14 protein-coding genes and 1 tRNA gene are annotated in these 14640 nt (G+C 69.9%); 8 read left to right on the top strand and 7 right to left on the bottom strand.

Annotated features, from left to right (window positions below):
- Positions 1–3 precede the first annotated feature (3 nt).
- On the bottom strand, positions 4–1065 hold the full coding sequence (gene nth / locus ACZ6KY_RS26060) for an endonuclease III (protein ID WP_469312700.1): 1062 nt from the start codon (positions 1063–1065) through the stop codon (positions 4–6).
- 345 nt (positions 1066–1410) lie between these two features.
- On the opposite strand from nth, the gene ACZ6KY_RS26055 reads away from it, so the two are divergent.
- Entirely contained in the window at positions 1411–2085 is a 675-nt protein-coding gene (locus tag ACZ6KY_RS26055) for a Crp/Fnr family transcriptional regulator (protein WP_006382668.1), read from the top strand.
- Between the two features lie 279 nt (positions 2086–2364).
- Entirely contained in the window at positions 2365–3183 is an 819-nt protein-coding gene (locus tag ACZ6KY_RS26050) for a nucleotidyltransferase (protein ID WP_469312699.1), read from the top strand.
- 48 nt (positions 3184–3231) lie between these two features.
- On the opposite strand, the gene ACZ6KY_RS26045 is transcribed toward ACZ6KY_RS26050, so the two are convergent.
- The 4 genes from ACZ6KY_RS26045 to ACZ6KY_RS26030 all read right to left on the bottom strand — a co-directional run bounded on the left by ACZ6KY_RS26045 (position 3232) and on the right by ACZ6KY_RS26030 (position 5789).
- Positions 3232–4062, bottom strand: coding sequence for an MBL fold metallo-hydrolase (locus tag ACZ6KY_RS26045; protein ID WP_469312698.1), 831 nt, complete (start codon positions 4060–4062; stop codon positions 3232–3234).
- A complete protein-coding gene (locus ACZ6KY_RS26040; protein ID WP_469312697.1) occupies positions 4059–4928 on the bottom strand; it encodes an NUDIX hydrolase in 870 nt (289 codons plus the stop codon). The genes ACZ6KY_RS26045 and ACZ6KY_RS26040 overlap by 4 nt, the downstream gene beginning before the upstream one ends.
- A gap of 232 nt (positions 4929–5160) precedes the next feature.
- A complete protein-coding gene (locus tag ACZ6KY_RS26035) occupies positions 5161–5631 on the bottom strand; it encodes a RidA family protein (RefSeq protein WP_261704750.1) in 471 nt (156 codons plus the stop codon).
- Positions 5628–5789 (bottom strand): DUF4177 domain-containing protein, encoded by a 162-nt coding sequence (locus tag ACZ6KY_RS26030; RefSeq protein ID WP_261704751.1) that lies wholly within the window; start codon positions 5787–5789, stop codon positions 5628–5630. Before ACZ6KY_RS26030 ends, ACZ6KY_RS26035 begins: the two co-directional genes overlap by 4 nt.
- Before the next feature lie 128 nt (positions 5790–5917).
- Between ACZ6KY_RS26030 and bagA the strand changes: the two genes are divergently transcribed.
- Positions 5918–6895, top strand: a complete 978-nt coding sequence (gene bagA, locus ACZ6KY_RS26025) for an ATPase BagA (RefSeq protein WP_469312696.1) — start codon at positions 5918–5920, stop codon at positions 6893–6895.
- Complete coding sequence (gene bagB, locus ACZ6KY_RS26020) at positions 6892–8256, top strand: ATPase BagB (RefSeq protein WP_469312695.1); 1365 nt, start codon at positions 6892–6894, stop codon at positions 8254–8256. Before bagA ends, bagB begins: the two co-directional genes overlap by 4 nt.
- Before the next feature lie 132 nt (positions 8257–8388).
- Here bagB and wblA read toward each other — a convergent pair whose 3' ends face one another.
- Positions 8389–8727, bottom strand: coding sequence for a transcriptional regulator WblA (gene wblA, locus ACZ6KY_RS26015; protein WP_028799159.1), 339 nt, complete (start codon positions 8725–8727; stop codon positions 8389–8391).
- 405 nt (positions 8728–9132) lie between these two features.
- On the opposite strand from wblA, the gene ACZ6KY_RS26010 reads away from it, so the two are divergent.
- On the top strand, positions 9133–11439 hold the full coding sequence (locus tag ACZ6KY_RS26010) for a transglycosylase domain-containing protein (RefSeq protein WP_469312694.1): 2307 nt from the start codon (positions 9133–9135) through the stop codon (positions 11437–11439).
- 427 nt (positions 11440–11866) lie between these two features.
- On the opposite strand, the gene ACZ6KY_RS26005 is transcribed toward ACZ6KY_RS26010, so the two are convergent.
- The gene (locus ACZ6KY_RS26005) at positions 11867–12331 is read right to left on the bottom strand and encodes a GatB/YqeY domain-containing protein (protein ID WP_469312693.1); all 465 of its coding nucleotides are present in this window, start codon (positions 12329–12331) and stop codon (positions 11867–11869) included.
- Between the two features lie 226 nt (positions 12332–12557).
- On the opposite strand from ACZ6KY_RS26005, the gene ACZ6KY_RS26000 reads away from it, so the two are divergent.
- The 3 genes from ACZ6KY_RS26000 to ACZ6KY_RS25990 all read left to right on the top strand — a co-directional run bounded on the left by ACZ6KY_RS26000 (position 12558) and on the right by ACZ6KY_RS25990 (position 14558).
- Positions 12558–13484: a metallophosphoesterase gene (locus ACZ6KY_RS26000; RefSeq protein ID WP_469312692.1), complete on the top strand. Its 927-nt coding sequence runs from the start codon at positions 12558–12560 to the stop codon at positions 13482–13484.
- 183 nt (positions 13485–13667) lie between these two features.
- Positions 13668–14456, top strand: a complete 789-nt coding sequence (locus ACZ6KY_RS25995; protein WP_469312691.1) for a Pr6Pr family membrane protein — start codon at positions 13668–13670, stop codon at positions 14454–14456.
- 28 nt (positions 14457–14484) lie between these two features.
- Positions 14485–14558 (top strand) — tRNA-Pro (locus ACZ6KY_RS25990).
- Positions 14559–14640 lie beyond the last annotated feature (82 nt).

Genomic DNA, 14640 nt, shown 5'->3' with positions numbered 1-14640 from the left:
CCGTCATCCGGCGCCCAGTGGGGGTGCGGGGATGCCGCCCGCGTCCAGATAGGCCTGCGGCGGGTTGAGCCGCTGGCCGGGGAAGCCGCCCTTCTCGTACTTCAGGAGCTTCTTCGCCTTCTCCGGATCGGTCTCGCCCTCCCCGTACGCCGGGCAGAGCGGGGCGATGGGGCAGGCGCCGCAGGCGGGCTTGCGGGCGTGGCAGATCCGGCGGCCGTGGAAGATCACGTGGTGCGACAGCATGGTCCACTCGCTCTTCGGGAAGAGCCCGCCGACAGCCGCCTCGATCTTGCCCGGCTCGGTCTCCGCCGTCCACCGCCAGCGCCGCACGAGCCGCTGGAAGTGGGTGTCCACGGTGATCCCGGGCCGCCCGAAGGCGTTGCCGAGCACGACGAAGGCGGTCTTGCGGCCCACTCCGGGCAGTTTGACGAGGTCTTCGAGGCGTCCGGGCACCTCGCCCCCGAAGTCGTCCCGCAGGGCCTTGGAGAGCCCTATGACGGACTTGGTCTTGGCCCGGAAGAACCCGGTCGGGCGCAGGATCTCCTCGACCTCCTCCGGGTTGGCCTCGGCGAGGTCCTCGGGGGTCGGGTACCTGGCGAAGAGCGCCGGTGTCGTCTGGTTCACCCGCAGGTCGGTGGTCTGGGCGGACAGGACCGTGGCGACGACCAGCTGGAAGGGGTTCTCGAAGTCCAGCTCCGGGTGGGCGTACGGGTACACCTCGGCGAGCTCGCGGTTGATTCGGCGGGCCCGGCGGACGAGGGCGGTGTGCGACTCGTTCCGCGGCGGCTCGGGGACGACGGGCTGCACGGGTGCCACCTTCTCGGCGGCCGTTTTCGCGGGCGCCACCTTCTTGGAAGCCGCCTTCACCGAGACGGCCTTCTTCGAGACGCCCTCTGTGGAGAGCGCCTTCTTGGAGACCGCCTTCTTGGAGACCGCCTTCTTCGGCGTCACCTGCTTGGCGGCCGTTTTCGCGGGCGTCGCCTTTTCGGCGGTCTGACGGGCGGTCTTCTTCGCGCTCTCCCCGCCGACCGCCTTCGACGCGGTCTTCGATGCCGCCTTCGGCACCGCCTTCACCGGCGTCGGTTTTGTCGCTTTTGTCGATTCTTTGGTTCCGTCGGGGGCCTGTTCGCCCACAGCGGAATCGCGACGTACAACCACCCGCCCAGCCCCCTTGGCCTGTGCTCTCACCGGCGATTTGGACACCCGGCCAGCCTAAAGCCCGGCACTGACATCCGCCCCGGACCCTGAAGATCGGCCCCCAATTGGCCCCCTGCCACACTGGTTGGGACGCCAGTGCGGCAGACTTGTGACTGATCACACTGTTTGGAACGTCCGGCAAGATGGGGAACACGGTCCCCTGGTACCAAGGGGGAGCAAGATCCCCTGAGCAGGTCGACAAGGAGAGAACTCGTGGACGACGTTCTGCGGCGCGCCCCGCTCTTCGCGGCGCTCGATGACGAGCAGGCCGCGGAGCTCCGCGCCTCCATGAGTGAGGTGACCCTCGCGCGAGGTGACGCTCTCTTCCATGAGGGCGACCCCGGCGACCGCCTCTATGTGGTCACCGAGGGCAAGGTGAAGCTCCACCGCACCTCCCCCGACGGGCGGGAGAACATGCTGGCCGTCCTCGGCCCCGGTGAGCTGATCGGCGAGCTGTCGCTGTTCGACCCGGGCCCGCGCACGGCGACCGCCACCGCGCTTACCGAGGTCAAGCTGCTCGGCCTCGGCCACGGCGACCTCCAGCCGTGGCTGAACGCGCGGCCCGAGGTGGCCGCCGCCCTGCTGCGTGCCGTCGCACGGCGCCTGCGCAAGACCAACGACCAGATGTCCGACCTGGTCTTCTCCGACGTGCCCGGCCGTGTCGCGCGCGCCCTGCTCGACCTGTCGCGCCGCTTCGGCGTGCAGTCCGAAGAGGGCATCCACGTCGTGCACGACCTCACGCAGGAGGAGTTGGCCCAACTGGTCGGCGCCTCCCGCGAGACCGTCAACAAGGCGCTCGCCGACTTCGCGGGCCGCGGCTGGCTCCGCCTGGAGGCCCGCGCGGTGATCCTCCTGGACGTGGAGCGGCTCGCCAAGCGCTCGCGCTGACACCTTTTGGCCGGCTGACATCTTTGGCCGTACGTCGACGGGGTCCCGCCTCCTTCCGAGGCGGGACCCCGTCGTCGTAACCCTCCTGGGGCGCGGCCCGTCGGAGCTCGCCCCCGAGGTCGTGGCCCTCCGAAGCGGAACCCGTCCGCTGAACCGCCCTCTGGGCCGGGACCGGTCGCCGCGGCCGACCGCGGCTCTCCTCGCCCCGGCGCGCTCAGCCGTAAATGATCTGCCGTAAATGATCTGCGCCACGAGGGAGCTTCGGGGCACAGTGTGCGCATGGCCGCTCAGGGGCACCGCAGGGGACTGGACGCCGAGGGCTACATCGAGCGCGAGGGATCGTCCGCGCGCGTCCCGTACGCCTTCAGGCCGGTCGTCGCGGCCGCTCGTGACCGCTTCCTGGACCTCTTCGGGGCCCGGTTGAACGGCGCGTACCTCTACGGCTCGATCCCACGCGGAACCGCGCGCGTGGGACGCTCCGACCTCGACCTGCTGCTGTCCCTGCGTGACGAGCCGACCGACTTGGACCGCGCCGACGCCCGCGCGCTCGAAGCGGCGCTCGACAAGGAGTTCGCCGAGATCGACGGGGTGGGAACGCTGCTGTTCAGCCGTACGCGGCTGCTGAGCGACCTGGAGACCTACGACCTCGGCTGGTTCGTCGCCTGCCTCTGTACTCCCCTCCTGGGCGAGGATCTGGCCGAACACCTGCCGCGCTACCGCCCCGGCGCGCTGCTCGCCCGCGAGACGAACGGCGACCTCGCCCTGATGCTGCCGCGCTGGCGCGAGCGGATCGCCGCCTCCGCGGACACCGACGAGGCCAGGCGCCCGCTGGTCCGCTCGATGTCACGGCACCTCGTACGGACCGGCTTCACGCTCGTCATGCCGCGCTGGAACGGCTGGACCAGCGACCTCGGGGAGATGGCCGAGGCGTTCGGCGCGTACTACCCGGAGCGGGCCGCCGACATGCGGAACGCGGCCGTCCGCGGATATGAACCGACCGGCGAACCGGCCGCGCTCCGCTCGTACGTGGAGGACCTGGGGCCCTGGCTCGCCGGGGAGTACGCGCGCGTGCACGGCGTCAAAGCCCACCGCCCGTGACGGCCCTCTACAGGACCCCGGAAACGCCGCGCCGGCCCAGTGCCTGTCCTAGATGAGCCCGTGCTCCCGCAGATATTCCATCTGCGCCCGCACCGACAGCTCGGCCGCGGGCCACAACGACCGGTCCACGTCCGCGTAGACGCGCGCGACGACCTCGTCCGGCGACCGGTAGCCGTTCTCGACGGCGGTCTCGACCTGGGCGAGCCGGTGGGCGCGATGGGCGAGATAGAACTCGACCGCGCCCTGCGCGTCCTCGAGGACGGGCCCGTGACCGGGCAGCACGGTGTGGACGCCGTCGTCGACCGTCAGGGAGCGGAGCCGGCGCAGGGAGTCGAGATAGTCGCCCAGACGCCCGTCGGGATGGGCCACCACGGTCGTCCCGCGCCCCAGGACGGTGTCCCCGGTCAGGACGGCCCGGTCGGCCGGGAGATGGAAGCACAGCGAGTCTGCGGTGTGCCCCGGGGTCGACACGACGCGCAGCTCGAGCCCGCCGAGGCTGATCACGTCTCCGGCGGCCAGTCCCTCGTCCCCCAGCCGCAGCGCGGGGTCCAGGGCGCGGACGCCGGTCCCCGACAGCTCGGCGAACCTCGACGCGCCCTCCGCGTGATCGGGATGCCCGTGCGTGAGCAGGGTCAGCGCGACACGCTTTCCGGCCTTCTCGGCCGTGTCCAGGACAGTACGCAGATGTACGTCGTCCAGGGGCCCGGGGTCGATGACGACCGCGAGCTCGGAGTCCGGCTCGGACACGATCCACGTGTTCGTGCCGTCCAGGGTCATCGCGGAGGCGTTGGGGGCGAGGACGTTCACCGCGCGCGCGGTGGCGGGGCCGGAGAGGACCGCGCCTCGCGGCTGGCCGGGGAGGGCTGCCGCGTCGGTCATGCGGACGCTCCGCCGGTCGGGATGTGCTTGGTGAACTCGTCGTGTCCTGGCCAGGAGAGGACGACCTCGCCCTCCTCAAGGCGTGCCTTGGCCAGGACGGGGGCCAGATCACGGGCGGGCGCGGCGGCGAGGGCGTCGGCGGCCCTCTCGTACTCCACGATCCCGCGCAGGGTCGCGATGGTGGGCGGCATCATCAGCAGCTCGCCCTTGTCGTAGCCGGCCGCCGCGTCGGCCGGACGGATCCACACCGTGCGGTCGGCCTCCGTGGAGGCGTTCCGTGTGCGCTGGCCCTCCGGGAGGACGGCCACGAAGAACCACGTGTCGTAGCGGCGGGACTCGAACTCCGGGGTGATCCAGCGGGCCCAGGCCCCGAGCAGGTCCGAGCGGAGCACGAGCCCTCTGCGGTCGAGGAACTCCGCGAAGGACAGGTCCCTGGCGACCAGGGCCGCCCGGTCCGCCTCCCAGTCGTCCCCCGTCGTGTCACCGACCACGGTGTCCGGGCCGGGGCCGGCGAGCAGGACGCCCGCCTCCTCGTACGTCTCCCGTACGGCCGCGCACACGACGGCCTGGGCGGAGGTCTCGTCCACGCCGAGCCGCTCGGCCCACCACGCGCGCGCGGGCCCCGCCCAGCGGATCTGGTGCTCGTCGTCGCGCGGGTCCACGCCGCCGCCCGGATACGCGTACGCGCCTCCGGCGAAGGCCATGGAGGCGCGTCGGCGCAGCATGTGGACCACGGGACCGGCCTCGGTGTCCTTGACCAGCATCACGGTGGCGGCGCGCCGGGGCGTGACCGGCGTCAGCGTGCCCTCGGCGAGTGCCCGAATCCGCTCCGGCCACTCCGCCGGAAACCATTGCCCATTCCCCATGGCCGGAGGCTATCCCGAGCCGGGCGGATGTTCGAGGCCCCACCGCCCCGACAAGCGTTCCTCGCCCCCTCCGCCCCCGCCCTTCCCGCCTCCGGGGTCCGCTCAGACCCGCTCGTCAAACGCCGGAGAGGCTGGGACGTGTACGTACGGAAGGGGCCGTGCCGGTGCATCCCTGACGTACCGGCACGGCCCCGGCCCACGACGAACCAGGCACCCGAAGACGCCCGGAGGACTACGCGTGCGTGAGCTCCACCTGGATCTCGACCTCGACCGGCGCGTCCAGCGGCAGCACGGCCACACCGACCGCGCTCCGCGCGTGCACACCCTTGTCGCCGAGCACCGCGCCCAGCAGCTCACTCGCGCCGTTCAGCACACCCGGCTGCCCGGTGAAGTCCGACGCCGAGGCCACGAAGCCCACGACCTTCACGACACGCGCGATGCGGTCGAGGTCGCCCACGACCGACTTCACCGCCGCCAGCGCGTTCAGCGCACACGTACGGGCGAGCTCCTTGGCCTCCTCGGCGGTGACCTCGGCGCCCACCTTCCCGGTGACCGGAAGCTTCCCGTCCACCATCGGAAGCTGCCCGGCGGTGTACACGTACACGCCCGACTGCACGGCGGGCTGGTACGCGGCCAGCGGCGGCACGACGCCCGGAAGGGTCAGCCCGAGTTCGGCGAGCTTCGCCTCGACCGCCCCGCTCACGCGGACTTCTCGCGCTTCAGGTAGGCAACCAGCTGCTCGGGGTTGTTCGGCCCGGGCACGACCTGGACCAGCTCCCAGCCGTCCTCGCCCCAGGTGTCCAGAATCTGCTTCGTGGCATGGACGAGCAGCGGCACAGTGGAGTATTCCCATTTGGTCATGTGGCCGACTGTAGCCGTTGAGGACCGCCGTCTCCCGCCCGAGCCACCCACCCCGCCCCGCCCCCGAAAGCGCAGCTTGTCCACAGCCTCCTGCTTACTCCGGCGGCGGACTGGTTAGGCTCGAATACGTGAGCAGGCTCCAGGTCGTCAGCGGCAAGGGCGGTACCGGCAAGACCACGGTAGCCGCGGCCCTCGCGCTCGCCCTCGCGACCGAGGGCAAGCGCGCCCTCCTCGTCGAGGTCGAGGGCAGACAGGGCATCGCGCAGCTCTTCGAGACAGAAGTGCTGCCCTACGAGGAGCGGAAGATCGCCGTCGCTCCAGGGGGCGGGGAGGTGTACGCCCTAGCCATCGACCCCGAACTGGCGCTGCTGGACTACCTCCAGATGTTCTACAAACTGGGCGGCGCCGGCCGCGCCCTGAAAAAGCTCGGCGCGATCGACTTCGCGACCACCATCGCGCCCGGACTGCGGGACGTGCTCCTCACCGGCAAGGCCTGCGAGGCGGTGCGGCGCAAGGAGAAGAGCGGTCGCTTCACGTACGACTACGTGGTGATGGACGCACCCCCCACCGGCCGCATCACCCGCTTCCTGAACGTCAACGACGAGGTCGCCGGCCTCGCGAAGATCGGCCCGATACACAATCAGGCCCAGGCCGTCATGCGCGTCCTCAAGTCCCCGGAGACGGAGGTCCACTTGGTGACGCTGCTGGAGGAGATGCCCGTACAGGAGACCGCGGACGGGATCGCGGAGCTGCGTGCCGCGAAGCTTCCGGTGGGCCGGATCATCGTGAACATGGTGCGCCCGGCGCTCCTCGACGACGCCGACCTGGCACTCGTGGAGGCCGCTCCCCGTACGGCGATCGCCAAATCGCTCTCCGCGGCCGGCCTCGGCGGCGCGCGGCGCGGCGGACGGGCCGAACGGCTGGTGGAACCGCTCCTCCAGCAGGCCGAGGAGTACGCCGAGCGGTACGCCCTGGAGACCGAGCAGCGGGGCGTACTGACCGAACTGGGCCTGCCGCTGCGCGAACTCCCGCTGCTCGCCGAGGGCCTGGATCTGGCGGGCCTGTACGAACTGGCCGCACAGCTGCGTAAGCAAGGGATGTCATGAGCCTGGACCCCGCCCGCGTCCTCGATCTCGACCCGCTGCTCGACGACCCGAAGACCCGCATCGTGGTGTGCTGCGGCTCGGGCGGCGTCGGCAAGACGACCACGGCGGCGGCCCTCGGGCTGCGTGCCGCGGAGCGCGGCCGCAAGGTGGTCGTGCTCACCATCGACCCCGCGCGCAGGCTGGCGCAGTCCATGGGCATCGACTCCCTCGACAACACCCCGCGCCGGGTGAAGGGCGTCGAGGGGAGCGGCGAGCTGCACGCCATGATGCTCGACATGAAGCGCACGTTCGACGAGATCGTCGAGGCGCACGCGGACGGCGACCGGGCCGCCGCCATCCTCAACAACCCCTTCTACCAGTCGCTTTCGGCGGGCTTCGCGGGCACGCAGGAGTACATGGCGATGGAGAAGCTGGGCCAGTTGCGGGCCCGCGACGAGTGGGACCTGATCGTGGTCGACACGCCGCCGTCCCGCTCGGCACTGGACTTCCTGGACGCCCCGAAGCGGCTCGGGTCCTTCCTCGACGGGCGGCTGATCCGGCTGCTGACGGCGCCGGCGAAGCTGGGCGGCCGGGCGGGCATGAAGTTCCTGAGCGTCGGCATGTCGATGATGACCGGCACCCTGGGCAAGCTGCTCGGGGGCCAGCTCCTCAAGGACGTCCAGACGTTCGTCGCGGCCATGGACACCACCTTCGGCGGTTTCCGCACGCGGGCGGACGCCACGTACAAGCTGCTCCAGGCGCCCGGCACCGCCTTCCTCGTGGTGGCGGCGCCCGAGCGGGACGCGCTGCGCGAGGCCGCGTACTTCGTGCAGCGGCTGGCCGCGGAGGACATGCCGTTCGCCGGGCTGGTACTCAACCGGGTGCACGGCAGCGGGGCCGCCCGGCTGTCCGCCGAGCGGGCGCTCGCCGCCGCGGAGGAGCTTGACTCCGCCGACGCGGAAAATCTTGACGACGCCCGCATTGTGGATCAGGGGGACGGGAAAGCTGGACTTCGTAACTCTCCCGACACGTACGGCAGTTCAGAATCACCGGCTTCCGAGACATCAGATCCTGACGAAGGCTCCCCCGCCGCCACGGACAGGACAGCCCCCACGGAACGCACCACCGCTACGGACCGGACCGCCGCCACGGACCCCGAGCGATCCATCGACCAACTCACCGCAGGTTTGTTGAGACTCCACGCCGAGCGCATGCAGTTGCTCTCCCGCGAGCAGCGCACGCGTGACCGCTTCGCCGCGCGCCACCCGGAGGTGCCGGTGGCCGAAGTGGCCGCGCTGCCCGGTGACGTACACGATCTCGCCGGGCTGCGGGACATCGGGAACCGGCTCGCGGCCCACCGGCCGGAGCTGCCCGAAAGCTGAGCATGGCGCGGAGGCCCTGAGGGGACGCCCTCAGCCCTGCCGGGCCTCCGCGGCACCGGACGGGCCCTGGAAGGGTCCGGACGGGCCTGAGAGGCCCGAGGGTGGCGTCCTGCCCCGAAGGGCGAACTTCCCTCAGCCCACCGCCGCGTAGCGCTCGTACACCTCTTCCTCGTCGAGGGGCAGCAGGCCCGCGCCGCGCTCGTACTCCGTACGCGCGGTCTCGAGCAGGCGTCGCCACGAGGTGACGGTCGGCCGGCGGCGCAGCAATGCGCGGCGCTCACGCTCGGTCATGCCACCCCACACGCCGAATTCGACGCGGTTGTCGAGCGCGTCGGCGAGGCACTCCGTGCGAACCGGACATCCGGTGCACACCGCCTTGGCCCTGTTCTGCGCTGCTCCTTGAACGAACAGTTCATCTGGATCGGTAGTGCGGCAGGCCGCCTGCGCACTCCAGTCGGTTACCCAGCCCATACCGGCGCCGTCCTCTCCCGAATCGAGGCTCCCCCACGGCGGCAGCGGCATATTCACCGCCGCCAGTTGAGGACGTTACGGAAGGTGGGCACAGCGCAACACCCCCTTCGGGCCCAATCTTGAATGGCCCGAACGGACTATGCGTAAGCGGCAGATCACCCGGGGGAGTGAGCCGAGGACATGCGCGACTATCCCGGCAAACCCGGACAGTTCAGTCGAGTCACAACGGACGCCATGTGACACACAAGGCTGATTCGGACACGCGCTCCACAAGAACGCGGAACCTCCGGAACGATTCGGGTTCGCCGGACGTATTGATACGTGGCCGCACTGCTGTGACAGTTGAGAGCAGCTTAGGCCAAGGCATATACGCGTGTCCGGCGAATGAGAACGTAGGCTGCCCTCATGCCAAAGAAGCGCTCGGGCGGTGGTCTGTCCACTACGCAGCAGGCCGCCAAGTTCCTCGGTGTCAGCGTGCTCGCGGGCGCCGTCATGGCCGGAATCGCGCTGCCCGCCGCGGGCGCGCTCGGCCTGGCGGCCAAGGGCTCGGTCCAGGGGTTCGATGACATTCCGGACAATCTGAAGAGTCCGTCGCTGAGTCAGCGGACCACGATCCTGGACAGCAAGGGCGGTCAGATCGCGACGGTCTACTCGCGCGACCGCACAGTGATCGACCTCAAGAACATCTCGCCCTACATGCAGAAGGCGATCGTCGCGATCGAGGACTCGCGCTTCTACCAGCACGGCGCGATCGACCTCAAGGGCGTCCTGCGCGCGGTCAACCAGAACGCGCAGAACGGCGGGGTGGCCCAGGGCGCCTCCACCCTGACCCAGCAGCTGGTGAAGAACTACTTCGTGGAAGAGGCCGGCGACGACCCGACCAAGGTCGCCCAGGCCACCCAGCAGACCATCGGCCGCAAGATCCGCGAGCTCAAGTACGCGATCCAGCTGGAAGAGAAGCTGGGCAAGCAGAAGATCCTCGAGAACTACCTGAACATCACGTTCTTCGGGGAGCAGGCTTACGGCATCGAGGCCGCCTCCCAGCGCTACTTCTCCAAGCCCGCCAAGGATCTGAACCTCCAGGAGTCGGCGATGCTCGCGGGCATCGTCCAGTCGCCGAGCCGGTACGACCCGGTCAACGACGAGGAGGAGGCCACCAAGCGCCGCAACACGGTGCTGGAGCGCATGGCCGAGGTGCACGACATCTCCCAGGAGCAGGCCGACACCGCCAAGGCGACGAAGCTCGGGCTGCACGTCAGCCAGCCGAAGAACGGCTGCATCACGTCGGTCAAGGGCGCCGGCTTCTTCTGCAAGTACGTGGAGAACGTCTTCCTGAAGGACCCGGTCTTCGGCAAGACCAGCGAGGACCGGGCGAAGATCTGGAACCAGGGCGGCCTGACGATCCGTACGACGCTCGACCCGCAGTCCCAGGCGTCGATCCAGGCGTCGATAAAGGATCACGTCTACAGGTCCGACAAGGTCGCGGCGGCGGCCACCCTGGTCGAGCCCGGCACCGGGAAGATCCTCGGGATGGGCCAGTCGAAGCCGTACGGCACCGGAAAGAACGAGACCGAGTACAACTACTCGGTCAACTACGACATGGGCGGCTCGAACTACGGCTTCCCGACCGGTTCGACGTTCAAGCCGTTCGTGGCCGCGGCCGCGCTGGAGCAGGGCCGTCCGGCGACGCAGGAATACTCCTCGCCGAACTCGATGCCGTACCCCAGCCCCGTACAGACCTGCGGCAGCAAGCCGTGGACGAACCAGGCGAACGAGCAGGTCCCGAACGAGAGCGCGTCGGAGAAGGGTCCGTACCAGCTGAAGGAGGCGATGGCCAAGTCGGTCAACACCTACTTCGTGCAGATGATCTCCGACATCGGCCTCTGCCCGGTGATGAACCAGATCGACAAGCTCGGTGTGGTCCAGGGCAACGGCGACAAGCTCCCCCAGGTGCCCTCCATCGCGCTGGGCGCCAAGGGCATCTCGCCGCTCACCATGGCGACGGCCTACGCCGCCTTCGCCTCCCGCGGCATGTACTGCACCCCGATCGCCATCGAGTCGATCAGCCAGAAGATCGGCGGACACGAGAAGTCCCTGGACGTGCCCAAGTCGACCTGCTCGCGGGCCATGTCCGAGCAGACCGCGGACACCGTCAACAGCCTGCTGAGCGGTGTGATCGACTCCGGTACGGGCCAGCAGGCCGGTCTCACCGACCGCGCCAACGCCGGTAAGACGGGTACCACGGACGAGCGCAAGAACGCCTGGTTCGTCGGCTACACGCCGAACCTCGCCGGCGCGGTCTGGGTCGGCAGCGCCTCCCAGCAGGTCCAGATGACCAGCATCCGTATCGGCGGCGTCTGGCGCGACAAGGTGTACGGCGGTCAGGTCCCCGGCCCGATCTGGCGGGACCTGATGACAGGCGCTCTCGCGGGCAAGGACGCCCCGTCCTTCAACCTGATCAACATTCCCGACCCCGACAAGAACAAGGGCAAGGGCCAGGACGACGGGAACAACGGCCGGAACGGCGGGAACGGAAACGGCGGGAACGGGAACGGCGGGAACGGGAACGGGAACGGGAACGGGAACACCAACACCGGCCAGACCGACGGTGGAGTGGTCTTCCCGACGCCTTCCTTCTCCCTTCCCCAGGGATGGATCCAGGGCAACACGAACAGCGGCAACGGCAACGGGGACGGCGGCCAACGCAACTGACCCGCACGCCGGGAACGGGCGCGTGAGCGCCTGAACCCCGAACGCCCTGTGGGCCAGGAGTCGAGTCGATCCTGGCCCACAGGGCGTTCGGGGTGTTACGGGGTGGGCGTGCCACGGCTGGGCGTTGTCCACGGGCACGTTGCCCGCGGGGCTTGCGGAGACACCACGACTGGGCCGGTCTACGAAGGTCCCGATCCAGCGGGGTTCCGCGAGGCCGGTCCGGCGGTGGCGTCAGCCGGTCCCGGGACCGGCGGCGGAATCATTCGGCCCAGGCACCGGGGGTGAAGGCAGCCGAAGCCGGAAAGGGCGGCGGAATCAGCCGCCGCACAAACCAGGGGTCACGGCAGCCGAAGCCGGAAAGGACGGCGGAATCAGCCACCGCACAAACCAGGGATCACGGCAGCCGAAGCCGGAACCGGCGACGGAATCAGCCGGCGAGCAACTGCTTCACGACGGCGGCGACGCGTCCGCCCTCGGCCAGGCCGGCCACCTTCGGGTTCACGATCTTCATGACCTGGCCCATGGCACGCGGCCCCTCGGCACCCGCCGCCTTCGCCTCCTCGACGGCCTGGGCGACGATCCGCTGAAGCTCGTCGTCGGACAGCTGCTTGGGCAGATAGGTGGCGAGCACCTCGCCCTCCGCCCGCTCCCGCTCGGCCGACTCGGGGCGCCCGCCCTGCGTGAAGGCCTCGGCGGCCTCACGACGCTTCTTGGCCTCGCGGGCGATCACCTTCTGCACCTCGTCGTCGGAGAGTTCGCGCTTGGTCTTGCCCGCGACCTCCTCGTTGGTGATCGCGGAGAGGGTCAGCCGGAGCGTCGAGGAGCGGAGCTCGTCGCGCCCCTTGATCGCGGCGCTGAGGTCTTCCTGCAACTTCGACTTGAGCGTGGTCATGCCGTCCAGTGTCGCAGGTGCGGTGCTGCGGACGCCTGTTGATTTCGCAGCGCGCCTGACGGGCACCCAGAGGCCTCCCGCGGCCCGCCCCGGTTTCGTGCGGAGGCCTCTCAGAGCCCTCGACCTCTCCGCCCCCTCTCCGCCTCCCCTCCGCGGCTTCGCTCCGGGTTTCCGCGTTGTCCACAGGCGGGTACGAGGGCTTGTCGGGGTCTGACACGATGGACGTATGCGCGCGCTATACGGAGTACCCCTGGGAATCGCGGCGGTGGGCGCCGCCGGTCTGCTGTACTCGGCGGGGTTCGAGGCCCGTTCCTTCCGCCTGCGGCGGGTGACGGTCCCGGTCCTGCCGCCGGGGATGCGGCCGCTGCGCGTCCTCCAGGTCTCGGACATCCACATGGTGAGCGGACAGCGCAAGAAGCAGCGCTGGCTGCGCTCCCTGGCGGGCCTGCGCCCCGACTTCGTGATCAACACCGGGGACAACCTCTCGGATCCGGAGGGCGTGCCCGAGGTACTGGACGCGCTCGGCCCCCTGATGGAGTTCCCGGGCGCCTACGTCTTCGGTTCGAACGACTACTACGGCCCCAAACTCCGCAACCCGGCCCGCTACTTGTTCGAGAAGACACACGGCCGTCACGGGCTGAACGGCAACAAGCCGGTCGTGGGCGCCATCCACAACCCGTGGGGTGACCTGCGCGACGGCTTCGACACCGCGGGCTGGCTGAACCTGACGAACGCCCGGGGGACGCTGAAGATCGAGGGCGCGGAGATCGAGCTGACCGGCCTCGACGACCCGCACATCAAGCGCGACCGCTACGCGCGCGTGGCCGGCGGCCCGTCCGAGTCCGCCGACTTCTCGATGGGTGTGGTGCACGCCCCGTACCTGCGCACCCTGGACGCCTTCACGGCCGACGGCTACCCCCTGATCCTGGCGGGCCACACGCACGGCGGCCAGCTCTGCCTCCCCTTCTACGGCGCCTTCGTCACCAACTGCGACCTGGACACGGACCGCGTCAAGGGCCTCTCCCGGCATACGGCGGAGGGCCGGACGTCGTACATGCACGTCTCGGCGGGCTGTGGCACGAACCGCTACACACCGGTCCGCTTCGCGTGCCCGCCTGAGGCGTCGCTGCTGACGCTGGTGGAACGGAAGTAGAAGTAGGGGGCGCCTCCGGGCCCGCTCCGGCGGCGATTCCCGACTGCGATGCCCCACGCGGGCCGGGAACCACGCAAACGAAACCGCCGCCGCGGGCCGTCACCACGGCCGGAGTAACCCGCCCAGTCGACCCATATCGCCCGAAACGCCCGATCCGCTTAACGTGGGGCCATGATCACCCCCATGCCCAGGGACATACCCGATCTCCCCGCGATACCGGGCATCCTCCCGTCGACCCACTCCTTCGTCCCCGCGACGGCGGTGGTGGCTCCCACCCGCCGCCGGGCCACGGCGGCCTACCGCGTCCTCGTGGCCCTCGCGGCGGCGGCGGGCGTGGCCATCGAGATGAAGCTGGGCGACCCGGTCCGGGTGCTGAGCTACTTCACGATCCAGACCAACCTGCTCGTCGCCGTGGTCTTCGCGGCATCGTCCCGCCGGGCCTGGTCGGCCCGCCGGCCCCTGCCCGGGGTACTGACGGGCGGCACGCTGATCTACATCTCGGTCACGGGCCTCGTCTATCACCTGATCCTGGCGAACGAGTCGACCCCGTTCTCCATGACCGGAGGCAACGACACGCTCTCCGGCTGGCACACGGTCGCCAACCAGCTCCTCCACACGGTCACGCCGATCGCCGTGGTCCTCGACTGGCTGCTGCTGACCCGCCCGACCCCGCTGGCCCTCCGCAACGCGGCGACCTGGCTCCTCTACCCCCTCGCCTACCTGGCCTTCTGCCTCGCCCGCGGTGCGATGCTGTCGCCCGGGACCCAGGCGCGCTACCTCTACCCCTTCATCGACGTGGACCGGCACGGATACGGGGGCGTCCTCGGCAACACCGCCATCCTCGGCATCGCCTTCTACGCCCTGGCCCTCCTCATCGTCGTCCTCGACCACGTGCGCCCCGACCCGGTCCGACGCCGCGTCCGACGCCCCGAAAACCGGATTTCGTCTCAGGCCAGCGGTGGGCTAAAGTAAACGACGTCGCCGCGAGAGCAGCGACGATCGGGGTGTAGCGCAGCTTGGCAGCGCGCTTCGTTCGGGACGAAGAGGTCGTGGGTTCAAATCCCGCCACCCCGACAGCTGAAAACGCAGGTCAGGCCCGGTTTCCTTTCACAGGAAACCGGGCCTGACTCGTTTCTGGAACGCCTGGGGAGTGAGC

Source organism: Streptomyces sp. NPDC042002, assembly GCF_055588305.1.
This window is presented reverse-complemented; position numbering and strand designations above follow the sequence as displayed.